This window comes from Hymenobacter sp. BT18, from assembly GCF_012273015.1.
GTDB lineage: Bacteria > Bacteroidota > Bacteroidia > Cytophagales > Hymenobacteraceae > Hymenobacter > Hymenobacter lutimineralis.
On record NZ_CP050954.1, the window covers coordinates 2,986,432 to 3,006,082 of the forward strand.

Consider the following 19,651-nt stretch of genomic DNA (forward strand, 5'->3'; position numbering starts at 1 on the left):
AGTCGCTATCCGGCCATTAAAGCCATGCGTTTACTTCTGCTAGACAACTTCGACTCCTTCACCTTCAACCTGCTCGACTACTTGCAGCAGCTGGGGGCAGAGGTGTACGTAGTGCGCAACAACGTAGGCCTGGAGGAGCTGGAAAAGCAGCCGTTCGACGGCATCGTGTTGTCGCCGGGACCGGGGACCCCAGCGGCGGCGGGCAGTATGCCGGCCGTTATTGCCCGGTACCATGCGCACGTCCCCATGCTGGGCGTTTGTCTGGGGCATCAGGCGTTGGGGGAGTATTTCGGGGCCGAGCTCGGGCGCGGTGTCCGGCCCATGCACGGGAAAGTCTCGGATATTATACTCACGGACGCTGCCGAGCCGTTATGGACGGGGCTGCCGCCGCAGATACCCGTCACGCGCTATCATTCTTTGGTGCTGCGGCAGCTGCCGCCGGCTCTGGTGCCCCTGGCGTATACCGCGGATGCAGCAGGAGAGCTGATGGCCTTCCGGCACCGCGAACTGCCCCTCTACGGCGTGCAGTTTCACCCGGAGGCCTTGCTGACCACCCACGGCCTGGCTATCCTTCGCAATTGGGTCAAGTATTGTATCATTGCAACGAACCGGCCCCGCCCGGGCTTCAGTTCTCCCGCCGATGGAATTGCAGATTAAGGAACACAACGGATATCAGTATATAGACGAAGGCACGGGCGACGTGCTGCTGCTGCTGCATGGCCTCTTCGGTGCCCTCAGCAACTGGCAGGACGTGGTAGCCACCTTTCGGGAGCAGTATCGGGTAGTTATACCGCTGCTGCCCATTTATGACATGCCTCTGCTTAGCGCCGACGTGCCCGGACTGGTGAAGTTTGTGGAGCGCTTCGTGGCCGAGGTGGTCGTGCCCGGTCCCTACACAGTGCTTGGCAACTCGCTGGGTGGGCACATTGCCTTGGTGTACACGCTGCGCAACCCGCGGCAGGTAAGCCGGCTGGTACTTACCGGCAGCAGTGGCTTGTTTGAGGATTCGATGGGTGGCTCCTTCCCCAAGCGGGGCAACTATGGTTTCGTGCAGGAGCGGGTAGCCTACACTTTCTACGACCCGGCCGTGGCTACCAAAGAGCTGGTTGACGAGGTGTTCAGCATTACTAACTCCAACGCTAAGTGCCTGCGTATCATTAACATCGCCCGCTCGGCCCAGCGGCACAACATGGCCAGGGACCTGGGCAAAATCCGCGTGCCCACGCTGCTGATATGGGGCCTCAACGACACCATCACGCCCCCGCTGGTTGCTCACGAGTTCAACCGGCTCCTGCCCCAGTCGGAGTTGTACTTTCTCGACCATTGCGGCCACGCCCCCATGATGGAACGGCCCGGCCCATTCAATGCCCGCCTGCAGCAGTTCCTGCGGCGCACGGCTTCCCAGCCGGTAGCTGCCCGCTAAACGGGTTACTTTCTGCTCACTCCGCGAACAAAGAAAAGGGCGCAGCGTTTGTGTCTCGGCGGCATAGCCGTTAACTTCCGCTTCTTAGTACCTAATGCCGATGTCGCCGATGATAGCTGCAGACATGATTAATCAGATGATTCCGCCCCTGAAGGTGTCGGACTCTGCGAGCAAGGCCGCCAAGTGGCTGGAGGAATTTCACGTAGACCAGTTGCCCGTGCTGGAAAACCGTCAGTACCGCGGCCTCATTACGGAGGCCGACGTACTCGATATCAGCCAAGCTGACCGCTTGCTTTCCACCATTTCGTTTGGCTTTGCGGACGTACACGTGCAGCGGGACCAGCATTTCTATAGCATTATCGAGCAGGCTGTGCAGAACAAGGTGCAGTTGGTACCAGTGCTGGATGATCAGCAGGAATACCTGGGCGTGGTAACGGTGGGCGATACGCTGGCCGCTTTCGGGCAAATGCCTATTGCCTTGGGACAGGGAGGCATTATGGTGCTGTCGATGGATGAGCGCGACTATTCTCTCTCGCAAATCAGCCGCTACGTGGAGGAAAACAACGCCAAGATTCTCAGCGCCCACGTCGCCCAGGATGAGGCTAACCCTTTCAAAATCCGGCTTACGCTCAAAGTAAACACGCCCAGCCTGACTCGCATTGCCGCTACCTTGGAGCGTTTTGGCTACGTCATTACGGCGCAGTTCAGTGGGGCCGGCGAGTTGGGCGAAAACGAGCAGGAACGCTACGATGCCCTGCTGAAGTACCTGAGTCTCTAAGCTCCAGTTGGTGATAGCAAGTCTACTGGCAGCGGGTTTGCTGGCCGCTGCCGGGCCTCAGCCACTTCCCGATACGCTCCGCACCGCTTCCCTCGATAGTGTAGTCCGGACCCAGTGTCCTGCTTATACCCAGGTGCGCGTGGCGGCTATTCTCTTTGCGGGCAATGCCACCACCAAGGATAAAATCCTGCGGGCCGAGCTGGACTTCCGGGAAGGCGATACGCTAACGGTGGAAACCCTGGCCAAGCGCTTGGAAAAAAACCGGCTCCGCGTTTTCAACCTGCAGCTGTTTCATACGGTGGGCGTGCAGACGGTGTGCCGCGACGGAGCCCTGACGGTGTTGTTCGGTGTGCAGGAACGGTGGTACACATTCCCGGTTCCTATCTTTTCCCTGGCCGACCGGAACATCCGCGCCTGGCTCGACCGCGCCGACCGATGGCAGCGCGTGGATTACGGTGTGCACGTTGTTCGCTACAATTTTCGGGGCCGCAACGAACTGCTGCGCGGAAACCTGCAACTGGGCTTCAACCAGAAGTACGAGGTTTTCTTCGAGAATCCCGGTACGGCCCGCCGGCCGGGGCTGGCCCTGGGCGGCTCTGTCACGCGCAGCCGGGCCCTCGATTACCGCACCGTCAACGACCGGCTGCTAACCTACCGCTCCGTCTCGGGCTTCGCTTTGCGCCGGGCGTACGCCACGGTGGGCCTGCGCTGGCGCAATACCGTGCAGCGCCGCACCGCCCTCGACCTGGCGCTTTATCAGGAGCGGGTAGCCGATTCGGTGCAGATAGGTAACCCGGATTATTTTCGGAGTGGCTCTTCCCGCCAGTATCTGGATCTGCGCCTGACCCGCATTATCAATCAGCGCAACACCTTTTCTTACCCTCTGACTGGGCGCTATCTACAAGTGACGGTGGCGCAGCGGTTCTACGCCCGCGCTTCGAGCCCGGCTTTCACGACGATTTTCGTTCAGGCGGCCCGTTATTGGGCGCTGCCACGCAACTTTTATTACAGTGCGGGCTTTACTAGTCAGGCCCGCATTGCCGGTCGCTCCTTGCCTTATGCCGATACCCGCGCCCTGGGCTACGCTACCTTGGTGCGGGGCTACGACCGGTACGTGGTGGATGGCGTGCGCTACCTTGTCGTGCAGCAGGGCTTGAGCTACCCCTTGCTGGCCACGCGGCGTCTGCGCGTGGGCGTCACCGATAACCCCAAATTCAACTCTCTTCCGCTGGCCATATATTTAAATACCTTTGTCGACGCAGGTTATGTGGGCGCCCAAAATGTGCCCCCGGCCAACCGCTTCCCCAACCGCCTGCTGGGCTCAGCCGGGGTTGGGCTGCATCTGGTTTCGTACTACGACCGGGTGGTAACGCTGGAATATGCCCGCACCCTGGCTGGCGAAGGCGGCTTTTACCTGCGCACGGAGTTTCCCATCTGAGCAGCCGTAGCGCATTATCATTCTGTGATGAAAATAGCCATTCTTGGTAAGCCATTCGATGAAAACGTAGCCCCGGCTATTCAGGCCCTGTTCGACGATCTGCTGGCCCGTAACGCGGAGCTGTACGTGGTCGAATCGTTCTGGGTGTACCTGCAAACGCACCTGCGGGTGCCCACGCACATCCGCACCTTCCGCCGGGGCGACTCTCTGCAGGGCATGCAATTTGTCCTGAGCATCGGGGGCGACGGAACCTTGCTGGACACCGTGACCTACGTAGGCAGCCTGCAAATCCCGATTTTGGGCATTCATACCGGCCGCCTGGGTTTTCTGGCCACCGTCACCCCCGACCGCATCCCGCAAGCCATTGACGCTCTTTTCAAAGGGCACTTCGTGCTGGATGAGCGCAGTCTGATCCGGGTGGACACCGACCCGGAAGTTTTTGGCGACATCACCTTCGGCCTAAACGAATTCTCGATTCTGAAGCGGGATACGTCTTCCATGATTGTGGTGCACACGTACATCGATGGGGAGTACCTCAATTCGTACTGGGCCGATGGTCTGATTGTGTCAACGCCAACGGGCTCGACGGGCTACTCACTCAGCTGCGGAGGACCTGTAATGCTGCCACAAACCAACAACTTCATCATCTCCCCCGTATGTCCGCACAACCTAAACGTGCGGCCACTCGTTGTATCCGACCGCAGCGTTATTTCATTTGAGATAGAAGGCCGGAGCAATAACTTCCTGCTTTCGCTGGATTCACGCTCGGTTACCGTCGATTCAACCATTCAAATTGCCGTTCGCCGGGAAAATTTCAAAGCTCGTTTAGTTCGTCTGAATCATGTGAATTTCTTGAGTACGCTGCGTAGCAAGCTTAATTGGGGCTTGGATCGTCGTAACCCGGATGGAATTTTATTGCCTTAAAAGAGGCCTTTTTCAGGCAGTTGTTTTTATAATTGCCTGCAACACGTACTTTTGTCACCAAGTGTAGCCGTGCCCAAATGGGTCAATGCATTTCCTGAATCTTGATATTTCTTAACTTCGCCCGATTATGAAGAAACTTTTTCCCCTCACCCTGGCACTTATACTGGCCTTCGCGCTGGTAGCTACGGAGGCGAGTGCGCAGCGATTCACGAAACGGAAGATGTACAACTCGGTAGGAGTGACGCTGAACGCCATGAACTATTTCGGCGACGTCGTACCGAAGACCAACATTGCCAGCCTACGCTTGGGCGCTACCCGTCCGAACATCGGCTTTTCGTTCACCCGCCGCTTTGCGCCCCGTATCTCGGGTCGTGTAGGTTTGTCGTACGGCCGCGTTACTGGTGATGATGCCAAAGCCGCCGATGACAAAGACAGCGAAGCAAAATTCCGCTATACCCGGAACATGAACTTCCGGAACGACATCTTCGAAGCCTCCGCCGTTGGTATCTTCGACCTGTTGGAAAACCGCAACAACTATATCCGCCGTCCTGACTTCGTTCCCTACGTGTTTGGTGGCGTGGCCGTCTTCCACCACAATCCCAAGGGTTTGGTAGGTGACAACAGCCAGGGCTTGGCTAAAGGTGACTACGTGGCTCTGCAGCCATTGGGCACGGAAGGACAAGGAGAAGCCGGCTATGGCTCACCTTACAAGCGCACTCAGATTGCTATTCCTTTTGGTGCTGGTATCCGTTACAAGCTGGACCGTCACTTCGATTTGGGCTTTGAAATTGGCTGGCGCAAAACCTTCACCGACTACATCGACGACGTTGGCGGCAACTACGTAAACAACAAAAACGACCTGAAGACCCCCGGCGGCAAGTATTTCGGCTACGAAATCACGCGGGAAGGTGTACCAGGTACTTTCACGGAAGCCAACCAATTTGGGGAAGTTCGTGGCAACAACAATGAAAAGGACTGGTACATCGTTACGGGTCTGACGCTAAACTACATTCTTTCGCCCCGCGTAAAGAGCCCCAAATTCCGATAGCCGATAGAGTGGCTGTCATGTTTCACCCACAGCCAGTCTAATGACGCAGCATTCTCTCTTCAAAACACTCCTTATTTGCTCCTTGCAAGTAGGGAGTGTTTTTTTTGTTCATACCGCCGCATTTGGGCAGAATACCAGCGAACTGGGCCTTGGTCTCGGGGCACTGAGCTATAAGGGTGAGCTGGCGCCGGAGTACCGTTTTGCCAACAACCGCCCCGCCATTACGGCTTTTTACCGCAAGGATGTCTCGAAAGCCGTTACCCTGAAGGGCAGTGTGCTGGCTGGCCTGCTGCGCGCCGACGACCGCCAGGTAAGGGGCCTAAACAACGGGCCAATGCCCCTGAACCAGTACCGCAGTGCCAACCTGAAAGGTAGCCTGTACGAGCTGGGCGGTACGCTGGAGTACAACTTCTTTGATTACTACAGCAAACAGGTGAAGACGCGCTTCACCCCCTACGCGTTTGTGGGAGTAGCTGGGTTTATGGCCCCGGTGCGGACCCTTTTTACGGGCACCTTCCGGGCCCCCGAGGAAAAAAATACCGTGATAGGTCTGGCCATACCGGCTGGCGTTGGCCTCAAGCTGGGTCTTTCTACGCACTGGAACCTGGGCGCGGAAGTTGGGGCCCGTAAAGCCTTTACCGACCAGCTGGACAACATCAGCACCCAAAACGAGGTAGTGGCGAACCGGCACGATCAGGACTGGTACTACTATGGGGGCTTCAGTATTTCGTATACTTTCTATAAGATCCGGTGCCCCGAAGTAACGGCCGGTAGCCAGTAAGCAAGCCCGCTTTTGTCGGGCAGCGTGCAATGCAACCATTTGCGTAACTTGCAGCCTCTTTACGCAAACAACACGCATGGCCGCCCGGGCTGAACTTGATCCTTCCAGAATTCCTGCTCACGTTGCCGTCATCATGGATGGCAATGGCCGGTGGGCGAAGCAAAAAGGCGGACTACGCATTTTTGGTCATCAGAATGCTATTACCGCCGTGCGCGAAACGGTAGAAACGGCCGCCGAGTTGGGCGTGCAGTTTCTGACGCTGTATGCCTTTTCCACCGAAAACTGGGCGCGCCCGGCTCATGAGGTAATGGCTCTGATGCAACTGCTGGTGCACACTATCCGGCAGGAAACGAGTACACTGCTAAAAAACAACATCCGGCTTCAGGCTATTGGTGATACGGCGAGCCTACCGGCCTCCTGCCAGCGGGAACTGGCTGAAGCCATTGAGCTAACCCGCACAGGCACCCGCATGACGCTGGTGCTGGCTCTGAGTTACAGCGGCCGCTGGGACCTTGCCCAGGCGGCGCGGCGTTTAAGCGAGGAGGTCGTCGCCGGTAACGTGCAGCCCGGGGAGATAACAGAGCATACCCTAGCTTCCTATTTATCTACCGTCGGAATACCTGATCCGGAACTGCTTATCCGCACCAGCGGCGAGCAACGCATCAGCAACTTCCTGCTCTGGCAACTGGCGTATACGGAGTTATATATTACGGACTTGCTGTGGCCGGATTTCAGGCGGGAGCATTTTCAGGAGGCGGTCCGCGTGTATCAGCAGCGAGAACGTCGATTTGGCAAAACCAGTGAGCAGCTCAACGTTTCGTAAGTTTTTGGGAATGAAATTTTTGATTAACCGGGTAGGCGCTTTAGTCGCGACGCTACTGCTAGTATGCGGCGCACTAAGCCCAGTAGAAGCCCAGAAAGCGGGAGGGGCAGGAGAACCAGAACGCTACCAGATTGGTGGTATCTCTTTCACCGGCACCCGCTACCTCGATCCTAATACGCTGATTGGTATCACCGGCCTGAAAGTAGGGGACCCGGTAAGTATTCCGGGTGAAGAACTGGGCAAGGCCATTCGGCGCCTCTGGGATCAGGGCATTGTGGGAGACGTCAACGTGTCGATAGACCGCACGGAGGGCTCCCGGATCTTCCTGACGTTCGACGTGAAGGAGCGGCCGCGTTTATCTAACTTCACCTTCAGCGGTATTGGCAAAACCCAGGCCGACGACTTAAAAAATAAGATCAAGCTGATTCGGGGAAAAGTGGTGACGGACGCGTTGCTAAGCAATACCAGCGAGCAGGTGCGTAAGTTCTTTACCAACAAAGGGTTTTTGAACGCCAAGGTAAACGTCACCCAGCAGCCCGACTCTACCCTGCCCAATAGCGTAGTGCTGACTTATAACGTGAACCGGGGCGAGAAAGTCCACATCACGGACATCGACTTTGTAGGTAACTCGGCCGTGAAGGACGGGAAGCTCAAGTCGAAAATGAAAAAGACCAAGGAGAAGAAGCCGTACAAGTTTCTGAACGCCGGCAAGTTTCAGCGGAAAGAGTTTGAAGACGACAAAGAGAGTGTACTTGCGTACTATAACGCCCAGGGCTACCGCGACGCGGTTGTGGTATCAGACTCCCTGATTTCTATTCCTCAGACCCGCAGCTACCTGTGGCTGGGCACCGAAAACGGCAAATTCGGCATTCATCGGGCTACGGAGCAGGATATTGATAAGCTGGCGTTGCGCATTCGGGTAGATGAAGGGCCGAAGTATTACTTCCGCAACATCACGTGGTCGGGCAATTACCTCTACGACAACCGTACCCTGGCTTCTATTCTGGGCATCAAGGAAGGCAGCGTATACAGCAAAGAAACGCTGGACAAGCGTCTCAACTACAACCCAACCGGTCAGGATATCACCTCGCTCTACATGAACGACGGGTACCTGTTCTTTCAGATTGAGCCCATCGAAACCAAGGTAGAAGGGGACTCCATCGATATTGAGATGCGCCTGACGGAGGGGGTACAGGCCCGGATCAAGGACATCAACATTGCCGGCAATACCAAAACCAGCGACCATGTAGTGCGCCGGGAACTGCGCACCCTGCCCGGGGAGAAGTTCAACCGCGAACTGTTGATCCGCTCCCAGCGCGAGTTGGCGTCGCTGGGTTACTTCGACCCCGAAAAAGTAGGCATCAATCCGGTGCCCAATCAGGCCGATGGCACGGTAGACATCAACTACACCGTAGAAGAAAAGCCCTCAGACCAGATTACCCTTTCTGGCGGCTGGGGGGGCTTTGCCGGCTTCATTGGTACCGTGGGCCTCGTGTTCAATAACTTCTCGCTGCGGAAGGCCGGCAACTTTAGCAACTGGCGCCCTGTACCCGCTGGGGATGGGCAGCGCCTGGCCCTGAACGTGCAGGCCAATGGTATCCAGTACCAAGCCTACTCCTTCTCTTTCACGGAACCCTGGCTGGGTGGCCGCAAGCGGAACTCCCTTACCGTCAGTCTCAACAAGAGCATTCAACGGGTAGGCACCAACTTCGATGTGAACACGGGCAGCTCGATTAAGGTAAACAGCGCCTCGGTAAGCCTCGGCCGCTACCTACGCTGGCCCGATGACTACTTTTCCCTGAGCAACTCGTTGTCGATCAGCCAGTACAAGCTCAAGAACTATCCTTACCTGCAGGGCTTTGCCAACGGCACCGGCAACGCCAACAACATCACCTTTAACACCACGCTTTCCCGCAATAGCACCGACAACCCAACGTATACCCGTCGGGGCTCGGCTTTGTCGCTGAGTGTGAACCTGACGCCACCGTACTCCGCGTTTAAGGGGGCTCATCCCAGCGTAAACGAGTGGGTGGAATTCCACAAGTGGATGTTTGATGCTTCCTGGTTTACGCCCATCGTGGGAAAACTGGTGCTGAACACGCGGGCGCACTTCGGCTTTATCGGGTCGTACAACAGCAGCCGCGCCATTGGCCCCTTCGAGCGGTTCAAGCTCGGGGGCTCAGGGCTGGCTTCCGGTGGGCAGAACAACTTCTTAGTAGGTACCGAATTTGTGGGGTTGCGCGGGTACGACGACCCAACGGATGCCAATGCTATTCAGAACCCGAATGGCAGCGGTGGGGTAGCCTACAATAAATACGTCATGGAACTGCGTTATCCGGTTTCGCTGAATCCGGCGGCCACCGTTTATGTCCTCAGCTTTGCCGAAGCCGGCAACTCCTTTGATCAATACTCCAAATACAACCCCTATAAGTTGTACCGCTCCGTGGGGGTGGGCGCCCGAATTTTCATGTCGGCATTCGGTTTGCTAGGGTTCGACTACGGCTATGGTTTCGACCCGGTGGACCGCTACAATACGGGTGCTACCCAACCGGCGCAGGAAAAAGGCCACTTCCACTTCATCATTGGTCAGCAGATCCGCTAAGCTGCCTGGCCAGCTAGCCCCTTATGTAGCTATGAAAAAAGTTCTTTGCTTACTTCCGCTGCTGTTGCTGCTGGCCCTGCCGAGTGCCTGGGCCCAGAAATTTGGCTACGTAGACTCAGAGTTTATCATGAGCAAGATGCCGGCCTACGCCGCGGCCCAACAGGAGCTTAACACCCTGTCACAGAACTGGCAGAAGGATATTGAGTCGATGCGCAAAGACCTGGACAAGATGTACCGCACCTACCAGGCCGAGGAAGTGTTGCTGACGGACCCGATGAAGAAAAAGCGGCAGGATGAGATTCTGCAAAAGGAGCAGGACATCAAGACCTACCAGAACAAGATATTCGGGTACGAAGGCCAGCTGTTCAAAAAGCGCCAAGAGCTGACCAAGCCCGTGCAGGACCAGGTATTTGAAGCCGTGGAGAAAGTAGCCAAGAAAAAGCAGCTGGCTATCCTTTTCGACAAATCGGGGGACCTGACCATGCTGTATACCAACCCCACGCACGACTACACGGAATTTGTGCTCGAAGAATTGGGTTTAGGATCGGAGGAGCGTAACCAGCCGGCCAACAAGGGGGCCGTGCGCACGGTAGCCACGCCCGCCACCCCGGCTGGCGACGAGCCAGCCGCCGATGAGGCCGGCACCCGCTCGGCCGCTCCCGCTAAAAAGGCTACCACCAAGCCCGCGCCGCGTTCAACCGGCCGAAAAAAGTAATTTTGCATTCTAACTCTCAGACATTTCTCTTTTCCCGAATGAGTTCATTCCCCAAATTCCGCCTGCTGCTGGCTACGGCCGCACTCACGCTCACCACGGTTACGGCCACGCTGGCCCAGACGGCTCCCCAGAAAATCGGCTACACCAACGTAGACTACGTGCTGAGCCAGATGCCCGAAAGCAAGCAGATTGAGTCGCAGCTGAAGGATTATAGCACCCAACTGGAAAACCAGCTGAAGGCCAAATACCAGGAGTATCAGACGAAGGGCGAAGCCTATCAGAAAGGTGCTGCTACGATGGCTGAGCCCGTACGCGCCGATAAAGAAAAGGAACTTCAGAGCCTGCAGCAGTCCATTCAGGAGTTCCAGCGCAATGCAGAAGCCTCCGTTCAACAGAAGCAACAGGCTTTGCTGAAGCCCGTGCTGGATAAGCTGCAGAAGAACATTGATGCCGTAGCGGATGAGAACGGCTACGCCTATGTGCTGAATTCGGACGCCGGCTACGGCACCACGCCCATCCTGCTGCACGGCCCGAAGGATGGCGACATCTCGGACCTGGTGCTGAAAAAAATGGGCATTACCCCCGGTGCTGCGCCGGCTGCTGCGCCTACCGCCGCAAAGCCAGCGGCTCCGGCAGCTACTCCTGCTGCTACCAGCACCAAAACCAAGACGAAATCCAAGAAGTAATTACTGCTACCCACAGGGTAGTAGTAAAGCAGGAAAGCCGGAACCTCGTTCCGGCTTTCTTATTTTTGCCCGGAGCCACCAGCGTAGTTATGCAGCAAGAAGACGAAGACCTATTCACTGACGATTTGCTGCCCCTCGACGACGAGCAGGACCCCGACGACGAACTATACGAGCATCACCGCATTCAGGCCGATAAGCGGCAGGAACTGCTGCGGCTCGACAAGTTCCTCATGAACCGGCTGCCGAATGCCTCCCGCACCAAGATACAGAACGCCATTCGGGCCGAAGCAGTCCAGGTAAATGAGCGGCCAGTGAAGTCGAACTACCGCGTGAAGCCCGGGGACGTAATTACCATTACGCTGCCGGAGCCGCCGCGCGAGGGGAAAGTGGTGCCAGAGCCCATGGAGCTGGATATCCGCTACGAGGACGACTCCCTGCTGCTCGTAAACAAGCCTGCGGGCTTAGTGGTACACCCCGCTTACGGTAACTGGCAGGGCACCCTGGTAAACGGTCTGGCCTACCACTTCCAGCACCTGCCCACGGGCCGCAACGGCGAGATTCGGCCGGGCCTAGTACATCGAATCGACAAGGATACCTCGGGCCTGCTGGTAATCGGGAAAACGGAGTGGGCCATGACCCACCTCTCGCAGCAGTTTTTCCACCATACCATTGAGCGCACTTACCTGGCGCTGGTATGGGGCGTACCCAAAGAAGAACAAGGCACCATTACGGGGCATATTGGCCGTAGCCTGAAGGACCGTAAGGTGCAAGCCGTGTACCCCGATGGTTCCTACGGTAAGCACGCCGTAACGCACTATAAAGTGCTCCAATCTTTCCGCCACGTGGCGCTGGTGCAGTGTAACCTGGAAACTGGTCGGACGCACCAGATCAGGGCGCACATGAAGCATATCGGGCATCCTTTGTTTTCCGATGCCACTTATGGGGGAGACAAGATTCTATACGGGCAGCGTACCGGCGCCTACAAGGACTTTGTAGAAAAAGTATTGGCGGTTATACCCCGGCAGGCGTTACACGCTAAATCCCTCGGGTTCGTGCATCCGGTTACGGGAGAAACCCTACACTTTGAGGCAGAGTTGCCCGCCGATTTCGAAGCCGCGCTGTTGAAATGGGCAGCTTACGCGGAGCAGGGATACTAGGAGGGGGGCATGACTACAAAAAAAGGCCGCCTCGCAGTACGCGAGGCGGCCTTTTTAGCAAACAGGCAGATGGAAATTACTTCCGCTTAACGGGAGCCTTGGCCGGCGCCTTGCGCGTAATTTCGTTGATGGCCGTCGTTACCTGGCCATCGGCGGGGTCCAGCGTTTTGGCTGCCTGCCAGTAGGGCAGTGAAGCCGCTTTGTCGCCTTTCTGGTAGTAATAGTAGCCAAGGTACTTGTTGGCTTCTACCATGCCATCCTTATACTTAGTAGGGTCATTGGCCAGTTCCAGGTACTTCTCGTAGTAAGGCTTAGCCGCACCCTGCTTAGAGTCTGGGTCCAGGTTAGCGTTAGCACGGGCCCGCATCAGGTAGCCGGGGATGTAGTCAGGCTTCGCGGTCGTAATCACACCGTAGAGGCTGTCTGCCTGGGCGTATTGCTTGTTGAACTCGTAAGCCCGGGCCAGGTATACTTTGTTGGTCAGGGTTTCAGGGTTCTTCTTCGCAATGGCGCTATAGGTTTTGATGGCCATCGGATAGTTCTTCGAAGCCAGATAAGCCTGCGCTAAGTCGCCCTGCAATTCATCAGCCTTGGTCGGGTCATTCTTGATGGCCTTCTCAATAGTGGCAATGCCTTCCTGCGTACGGCCGGCTTTGGCCAGCATCTTCCCGTAGTACACGTAGTCTTCGGTGATGAGCTTGTCGGCCGGTACCATTTTCATGTAGGCATCCATAGCCGCCAGAGCCTCTTCATTCTTGCCCGTTTCGTAGAGCGAGTAAGCCTGCAAACGATTCATCGTTACATTCTTGGGGTCGCGCTGCAGAATGGTCTGCACCTCCGTCAGTGCCTCGGGGTACTTCTTGGTCAGGAACAGGAACGAAGCATACTTAGCTTGCGTGCTCGGCGTATTCTCCGCCATGTCGCGGTACTTCTGGAAAGTGCTCAGGGCATCGTCGTACTTGCCAACGAAGTAGTACATTTCGCCAAGCTCGCGGTAAGCAGGAGCGAAGTTGGGGTCCAGAATTGTCGTTTTCTGGAAGGCGTCACGAGCACCGTTGTAGTTGCGCGAGCGTACGTTCAGCTGGCCTTTGCGGTAGTAAGCGGTTACGTTATTGGGGTCAGCCAAGATGGCACGCTCGTAGCTGTTCATGGCTTCGCCGCCACCGTTGTCCTGCTTCAGGTAGATGTCGCCGATCAGGTTCATGATGCGCGGATCATCCTTCTTGTTGAGCTTGTTGGCCAACGTCAGGTACTCCAGGGCTTTGCCATTGTCTTTGGAACCCGACTCGGCATAGGCCTGTCCTACCTGAATCAGGGTTTCCTTGTCTTTCGACTTGGTGGCTTTTACGGCTTGGTCGAACTGAATCTGCGCTTCGGCGTTTTTGCCTTGTGCCAGAAAAGCGCGTCCCGTCGCAATCAGCGACTGCGGAGATTTAGAAGCGCTGGCCGACTGCGTGAAGAAATAAGCGGCCGAATCAGGCTTTTCCATTTTCTGGTACAAACGGCCCAGCTCGAAAGCGGCTTCGGGGGTCTGACCTTGACCCAGCTGGCGCCGGGCATCACTGTAGCGCTCCAGCTCAATGGCTTTCTGAGCGCCAGCTACGTTCTGCGCCACGGCAGCCGTGGTGCTGACGGACAAAGCAACGAGGAGGGAAAGCTTCCAGGGCTTGAACTTCATGTGCGAAAAATTAAATGAAAGCGTAAGAAAAAAAGTGAGTAGGGAGCAAGTTTAATTGGATTTCGTCGTCACGATTCGCGTCTGGCCCACCGCCGGCATCAAGCCGGATTTGAGAATGATGAGCTGCCCTTTCGTCCCCGCAACGAAGGAGGCAAAACCGGTGCCAAGTCCTGCGCGGGCCTCCCGGCTGATGACGTATACGTTGCGGCGGAGCGGATATGTTTTCAGAGCCAGATAGGCCTGATAGGGCTGCACGTAGTCCTCTGTGCTGGTAGGGGCTGCCGAGGTACTGATGCCAACAACGCGCACCCGCCGTAAAAAACTTTGAACGGAGGCATCATCCCGGTCACTGATCCAGTTCACGCCGATTACCCCAATGGCGTTGGTGTGGGTAGCAACGTAATCCAGAAGCGCCGGGTTCGATTTGGAAGCAAATGACTTTTTGGTCAGCGCGGCTCCGCGCGTAACGGAGTCCTGTACATACCGGCTGGTGCTGGAGTTGTTTGAATCGAAGACCACGGTAATATCGCCTAGCTTACTACCGCGGTTGATTTGCTGCCATTGCGTGGCCTTGCCCGTAAAGATGTCCCGTAACTGTGCCATCGTCAGCAGGGAGTCCGCGTTGGCGGGGTTGACGATAATGGCAAGGGCATCAGTGGCAACATGCGTTGTGCGCGGAATCAGCTTCAGCCGCTCAAAGTGCGTTTTCTCAGCCGCTGTCAGTTCCCGGGATACAATGGCCACCCGCACTTTGTCGTTCAGCAACGCCTCCATGGCATCGGCTTCCGGCACGTACTGCGGTTTCACCTTGGCATATTGGTACAGCTGCTGAAACGTGTCAACGTGTGATTTTACGATGGGTTCAAACGTAGCGTCAACAGCAATCTTCAATACCCCACTGGTGGGTGTATCATCAATGGTCTCGGCCGTAGGTGGGTTTCCTCCATTGCAGCTACCCAACAGCAAGCCTGCCAGCAAGAACGCCCCTGCTGGCAGGAGCAGCGTGTTACTCTTCATCATTTTTGCCGGTTATAACCCGATAGTTGCGAACAAATCTAATGATTCCGTACAGGATGAACACCCCACCCAAAATCCGACGCGGCGTGGGAGGGAGCGAAAAGATAGAAACTGCTGAAAGCAGCAGGTAAAGCCCCAAGGCTATGTAGACACAGGCCATAAACAGCACAAAGTAGCGCGTCAGGCGTTGGGGGTTACTCTGGCCCAGCCGTTCGCGGGCAGGTCGTCGGTCAAGCATGGGGGGGAAAGTAGAGGCGAAAAGGCTTAAACGTACAAAGGTAGCCAGATGGTTGGTTGCGAAGCTGCGGGCTTATTTTGCCCCATCCTGGCTGGCACAAAAGCGCCCTTCGTTTCCAATTAGGCAACGAAGGGCGCTAACTAAGGCTGCCGCGGCCTTTATTGAAACTGAAACGTAATCGGCAGCGTGAAGCGCACGGGTACAGCGCGGCCGCCCTGCTGCCCGGGCGACCAGTGGGGCATGTTTCTGATAACGCGGCTGGCTTCTTCTTCTGTGCCATAGCCCAGCCCTTTCAGCACTTCCACGTCCATTACCTCCCCGGAAGCACTCACAGTGAACGAAACAAATACCCGCCCGGAAACCTGGTTGCGCAGGGCCAGGGAAGGGTAGTGCAGGTGCTTGCGGAAATATTCTCCCAGGGCCTTCTCGCCGCCAACGAAAGAGGGCATTACTTCGGCGGTTAAGAAAGGCTTGGGCGGAGCTACCACCGCTGGGGCAGCCTTGCCGGAATCGGAGCCGGAGGAGGTGCCGTAGCCCGAGCCAGGTTGAGCTACTGGCCCTACCTGCGTACCCTCCGGCAAGTCAGCGAAGCTACTGGTAGTGGGCGTTACTGGTTTAATATCCGGCTTGGTGACCAATTCATCGGGCTTCACGGTAGGCACGATTTCGTCGGGCGGACGCACTACGGGCGGCGCCACGGCTGGCCGGACGGCCATCTTTGGCTGCGGAATTACGGGGTCAATAAGTGTCATCGGAGGGTGTACTACAGTGACTGTAGGTGCCACCATCGGCTCAGGATCTAGGTACTGCACCAGCAGGGGCGTAGCAATTAATAGCAAAAATAAAGCCGTGGCAATAATGACGGCCCGCTGGAGGTGCCGTTGGTAAAGCTGCCGGATGACGAAGGCGCCATAGGCCTTGTTGCGCCCTTCGAACACAATGTCGTCGAGCGAAGCGGTGAGCAGGTTGAGCGTGGACATAGGTGGTATAGGTTAAAGGTGAACGGAATGCTGCACGAATAATTTCCAAGCCAACCAACTCACATTCAGAACCCTATCTGGCTTTCAAGAACAAAACGCCTAGCCCTGACCATCTAGTATAGGGTTGCGTATATTTTTTTCGACGGAAAAAGACAACAAAAAACCCGAACCAAGCCGGAGCTTGATTCGGGTTTTAGCCTGGCCGAAGCCGAGTGGTAGTTACTTGATGGCGAAAGTTACCGGTACCGTAAACGATACGCTAACTGCCCGACCATTCTGCTTACCGGGAGCGAAGCGGGGCAGCGTCTTGATTACGCGCACAGCTTCTTCGTCGGTACCGCCGCCTAGGGGCTTTGTAACCTTTACATCGGTTACGCTGCCATCGGGGCCTACGGTGAAGTTCACGAACACCTTGCCTTCAATCTGGTTGCGCAGGGCAAGAGCAGGATAGCGGATGTTTTTACCGATGTACTGCAGCAGGGCCTCTTGGCCACCGGGGAACACCGGCATCTGCTCTACATAGGTATAGACTTTCTGCTCTACTACTTCGGCTACTACTTTGTCGCCATCGCCCTCAAGGCCTGCCAGATCGTTCGGGTTATCCGTGTTACCCTTCACCGTTACGGTGGCCACTACCTTGTCTTCCAGCTCTTTCTGATCTGGAATTTCCTCCACTTTGCGGACTTCTTCATCTTTCTTTACAACCGGAGGTGTAAACTTGATGGTCGTCAGCTTAGGTGGTGGGGGTGGTGGCGCCTCGGGTGGCGGTGGGGGTGGTGGGGGTTTGGTCTCGTCCAGGGGAGGTGCATCCATCAGGACGTTTTCCTTCAGCATTTTGTCGTCTTCCACCACGTCGTTGCTGCTGAACATCCGCGCCAGAAGCGGGAAGGTTACCAGCAAAGCGAAGAGGGCAACGGCAATGAGAAGGGCGCGCGTGACGTGCTTGTTGTACAAGCGCCGCAGCACATACGCACCGTAGGCCTTATTACGGCCTTCAAATACGATGTCGTTGAGGCTGGCCTGCGCTAGCTGTGCGTTATCCATCATAAGCCGGAGGATGCAATAAGTTCAGTATCAACTTTCGAAATGGGCACCAGCGCGTACTTTTTCTGGTCGGTGATGTTCATTTCATCCAGGATGTCCACCATGTTCTTATAGTTGGACTTGTCATCCGGCTTGATCAGCACCACCGTTTTAGGGTTTTGCCGCTGCCGTTGCAGCAGTACTTTCCGAATGCCGTTAGCATCGTAGCTCGAAAGCTTGAGCTCTGGCTTCGTGGTGGCGTCCGCCAGCCCTTCGTAGTAGTACAGCTTGTTGTTCTCACCCATCAGGATGGTGAAGGCATCCGAGGCTTTCAGCTCCGAACGCTCTTCCGGGTTCTTTTCCTTCACGGGCATCGTCACCTGCATCACGTTCGGTTTGTTGAACGTGGTCGTGAGCATGAAGAAGGTCAGAAGCAGGAAGGCCAAATCCACCATGGGAGTCATGTCGATTTTGGTCGACATTTTTTTGGCCCGCTTCTTACCTCCTTTACCGGAGTCGGCTTGTTGTTGTATTTCTGCCATGTCGCTGCGCTTATCGGCTCACTACCGGCTTGTTTTCCAAGTCGGTGATGAGATTGAAACGGTTGATGTTCTTGTTCTGCAACAGCTGGATTACTCTTCTTACCGTGGCAACATCGGCGTCATTATCACCTTTGATGGCAATAAAGGTGGGCTTTTTTACCGCGTCCATGTTAGCTTGGCGCGCGGTCATTACCCAGTCGATGAGCTGCACCGTGTCGGCTTCGGAAAGCAGACCGGGCTGCTTTACCTCTTTGCGCTTCTCCGTGCTCATATCGAGCAAAGAGCCGAGCTGCTGAACCGGTACGCCAAAGCTGTTGAGGCCACCAAAGGCGCGCTTTTGCTTTTCGGTGAACGAAACGCCGTACTTGGCGCCCATCCGGTCGAGCAGCAGAGCCCGCGCTTTGTCGCTTTCCAGCCCGAAGAACACGCGCTTATCCTTGTCGATGAGGAGGCGGATAACGTTGCTTTCCGGCAGCTTGATTTCCGAGGTAGAGGAGGGAGTATCCACTATCACCACTTCCTCGGGGGCAAACTTGGTGGTGAGCATGAAGAACGTCACCAGCAGGAAGGCCAGGTCCACCATCGGGGTCATATCCAGCGAAGGGGACGTTCTATGGGGCTTTACTTTAGGCATTTCTTGCGTGGTTTTATTCAGACAACGAGACTTACTGAGGCGTTATTGCGCTAACCGCAAACTAGGCCGTGTAAGTTTCTTTTTCGCCGTGCTGAGCCGCGAAGGTCTGAATAATGCTGAAGCCGGCTTCGTCGATGCTGTAAGTCAGCTCGTCAATTTTGCTGGTGAAGAAGTTGTAAGCAATGATGGCGATGGCCGAACCGGCAATACCGATAGCCGTGTTAATCAAAGCTTCCGAAATACCTTCTGCCAGGGCTACGGCGTCGGGGTTACCAGCCTGAGCCAGTGCCGAGAAGGCCTTGATCATACCGAATACCGTACCCAGCAGACCCACCAGCGTCGATACCGAAGCAATGGTAGAGAGGATAACCAGGTTCTTTTCCAGCATGGGCAGTTCCAGCGTCGTCGACTCTTCGATTTCCTTCTGAATGGCGAGGATCTTCTGGTCTTTGTCGAGGCCACGCTCACGGGCCATTTCCTGGTACTTCAGCAGACCGGATTTAACTACGGCAGCTACTGAGCCTTTCTGCTGGTCGCATACGGCAATAGCACCCGAAATGTCGTTAGCATTCAGCTTCTGACGGATAGTGCGCACAAAGCTCTCGATGCTCTTCGTGCCTTTGGCCTTGCTGATGGTCAGGAAACGCTCGATGGAGAACGTAATTACCAACAGGAAAAGGGACATAAGGATCGGTACGATGACACCCCCTTTGTAAATGGTGCCCAGGTAGTTACCTGGCAAGGCGGCGTTATCATGGTTACCACCCTGGAAGTTAGCGCCATTACCCAATACAAACAGGTAGATGATGACGCTTACAACAAAAGCCAGCGGAATCACGATGGCGGCAAACGCGGAACCGCCTTTTGCCTCGCCCTTGGGCGCTGCAGGAGCGGCAGGCCGCACGTTCTTGTTCATGGCATTCTTTTGTTCCATTGTTCCGGAAAATTAGGGGGTTGGTTGGTGAAAGATGAAGTTGTGATTAAAACTGTTGCGAAAAGCTTTAAGACGGAAACGCCCCGCTCACCCGCACCGTTGTCAAAAATAAAGACAAGTAAGTGGGTCTGCTCGTGCGCGGGGCCAGTCCGAAAAATAGACTCTCTCTGGCAAACCTAAACAAAACCCTTGGCGCTGCCAAATCCCAAATGCGTTTAAACGCTTTCATG

General features: G+C 55.9%; 20 protein-coding genes. 12 read left to right on the plus strand and 8 right to left on the minus strand.

Annotated features, from left to right (window positions below; translation table 11 throughout):
- Positions 1–24: 24 nt before the first annotated feature.
- The 12 genes from HER32_RS12795 to HER32_RS12850 all read left to right on the plus strand — a co-directional run bounded on the left by HER32_RS12795 (position 25) and on the right by HER32_RS12850 (position 12,375).
- Positions 25–657 carry an anthranilate synthase component II gene (locus HER32_RS12795; protein ID WP_168682144.1) on the plus strand — a complete coding sequence of 211 codons (633 nt, stop codon included), beginning with the start codon at positions 25–27 and terminating at the stop codon, positions 655–657.
- Complete coding sequence (locus HER32_RS12800; RefSeq protein ID WP_168682145.1) at positions 641–1,423, plus strand: alpha/beta fold hydrolase; 783 nt, start codon at positions 641–643, stop codon at positions 1,421–1,423. The genes HER32_RS12795 and HER32_RS12800 overlap by 17 nt, the downstream gene beginning before the upstream one ends.
- A 124-nt stretch (positions 1,424–1,547) precedes the next feature.
- A complete protein-coding gene (locus tag HER32_RS12805; protein ID WP_232066248.1) occupies positions 1,548–2,201 on the plus strand; it encodes a CBS domain-containing protein in 654 nt (217 codons plus the stop codon).
- A 10-nt stretch (positions 2,202–2,211) separates the two neighbouring features.
- Positions 2,212–3,639, plus strand: a complete 1,428-nt coding sequence (locus HER32_RS12810; protein ID WP_168682146.1) for a POTRA domain-containing protein — start codon at positions 2,212–2,214, stop codon at positions 3,637–3,639.
- A gap of 27 nt (positions 3,640–3,666) precedes the next feature.
- Positions 3,667–4,563: an NAD kinase gene (locus tag HER32_RS12815; protein ID WP_168682147.1), complete on the plus strand. Its 897-nt coding sequence runs from the start codon at positions 3,667–3,669 to the stop codon at positions 4,561–4,563.
- A gap of 127 nt (positions 4,564–4,690) precedes the next feature.
- The gene (locus tag HER32_RS12820) at positions 4,691–5,611 is read left to right on the plus strand and encodes a DUF6089 family protein (protein ID WP_168682148.1); all 921 of its coding nucleotides are present in this window, start codon (positions 4,691–4,693) and stop codon (positions 5,609–5,611) included.
- 40 nt (positions 5,612–5,651) lie between these two features.
- Positions 5,652–6,392: a DUF6089 family protein gene (locus tag HER32_RS12825; RefSeq protein WP_168682149.1), complete on the plus strand. Its 741-nt coding sequence runs from the start codon at positions 5,652–5,654 to the stop codon at positions 6,390–6,392.
- A 76-nt stretch (positions 6,393–6,468) separates the two neighbouring features.
- Positions 6,469–7,215, plus strand: coding sequence for an isoprenyl transferase (locus tag HER32_RS12830; RefSeq protein ID WP_168682150.1), 747 nt, complete (start codon positions 6,469–6,471; stop codon positions 7,213–7,215).
- A gap of 10 nt (positions 7,216–7,225) precedes the next feature.
- On the plus strand, positions 7,226–9,817 hold the full coding sequence (bamA, locus tag HER32_RS12835) for an outer membrane protein assembly factor BamA (protein WP_149069707.1): 2,592 nt from the start codon (positions 7,226–7,228) through the stop codon (positions 9,815–9,817).
- A gap of 31 nt (positions 9,818–9,848) precedes the next feature.
- Complete coding sequence (locus HER32_RS12840) at positions 9,849–10,532, plus strand: OmpH family outer membrane protein (protein ID WP_149069706.1); 684 nt, start codon at positions 9,849–9,851, stop codon at positions 10,530–10,532.
- 38 nt (positions 10,533–10,570) lie between these two features.
- On the plus strand, positions 10,571–11,218 hold the full coding sequence (locus HER32_RS12845; RefSeq protein ID WP_168682151.1) for an OmpH family outer membrane protein: 648 nt from the start codon (positions 10,571–10,573) through the stop codon (positions 11,216–11,218).
- Between the two features lie 89 nt (positions 11,219–11,307).
- Positions 11,308–12,375: an RluA family pseudouridine synthase gene (locus HER32_RS12850; protein WP_168682152.1), complete on the plus strand. Its 1,068-nt coding sequence runs from the start codon at positions 11,308–11,310 to the stop codon at positions 12,373–12,375.
- Positions 12,376–12,451: 76 nt separating this feature from the next.
- Here the strand turns inward: HER32_RS12850 and HER32_RS12855 are convergent, their stop codons facing one another.
- The 8 genes from HER32_RS12855 to HER32_RS12890 all read right to left on the minus strand — a co-directional run bounded on the left by HER32_RS12855 (position 12,452) and on the right by HER32_RS12890 (position 19,421).
- On the minus strand, positions 12,452–14,053 hold the full coding sequence (locus tag HER32_RS12855) for a tetratricopeptide repeat protein (RefSeq protein ID WP_168682153.1): 1,602 nt from the start codon (positions 14,051–14,053) through the stop codon (positions 12,452–12,454).
- A 51-nt stretch (positions 14,054–14,104) separates the two neighbouring features.
- Positions 14,105–15,073 carry a PstS family phosphate ABC transporter substrate-binding protein gene (locus HER32_RS12860; RefSeq protein WP_168682154.1) on the minus strand — a complete coding sequence of 323 codons (969 nt, stop codon included), beginning with the start codon at positions 15,071–15,073 and terminating at the stop codon, positions 14,105–14,107.
- Positions 15,060–15,308 (minus strand): hypothetical protein, encoded by a 249-nt coding sequence (locus HER32_RS12865; RefSeq protein ID WP_168682155.1) that lies wholly within the window; start codon positions 15,306–15,308, stop codon positions 15,060–15,062. The genes HER32_RS12860 and HER32_RS12865 overlap by 14 nt, the downstream gene beginning before the upstream one ends.
- 158 nt (positions 15,309–15,466) lie before the next feature.
- Positions 15,467–16,288 carry an energy transducer TonB gene (locus HER32_RS12870; protein ID WP_168682156.1) on the minus strand — a complete coding sequence of 274 codons (822 nt, stop codon included), beginning with the start codon at positions 16,286–16,288 and terminating at the stop codon, positions 15,467–15,469.
- 219 nt (positions 16,289–16,507) lie between these two features.
- A complete protein-coding gene (locus HER32_RS12875; protein WP_232066249.1) occupies positions 16,508–17,335 on the minus strand; it encodes an energy transducer TonB in 828 nt (275 codons plus the stop codon).
- A complete protein-coding gene (locus HER32_RS12880; protein WP_149069699.1) occupies positions 17,332–17,853 on the minus strand; it encodes an ExbD/TolR family protein in 522 nt (173 codons plus the stop codon). The genes HER32_RS12875 and HER32_RS12880 overlap by 4 nt, the downstream gene beginning before the upstream one ends.
- Before the next feature lie 10 nt (positions 17,854–17,863).
- On the minus strand, positions 17,864–18,487 hold the full coding sequence (locus HER32_RS12885) for an ExbD/TolR family protein (protein ID WP_149069698.1): 624 nt from the start codon (positions 18,485–18,487) through the stop codon (positions 17,864–17,866).
- 61 nt (positions 18,488–18,548) lie between these two features.
- A complete protein-coding gene (locus HER32_RS12890; RefSeq protein WP_197748836.1) occupies positions 18,549–19,421 on the minus strand; it encodes a MotA/TolQ/ExbB proton channel family protein in 873 nt (290 codons plus the stop codon).
- Positions 19,422–19,651 lie beyond the last annotated feature (230 nt).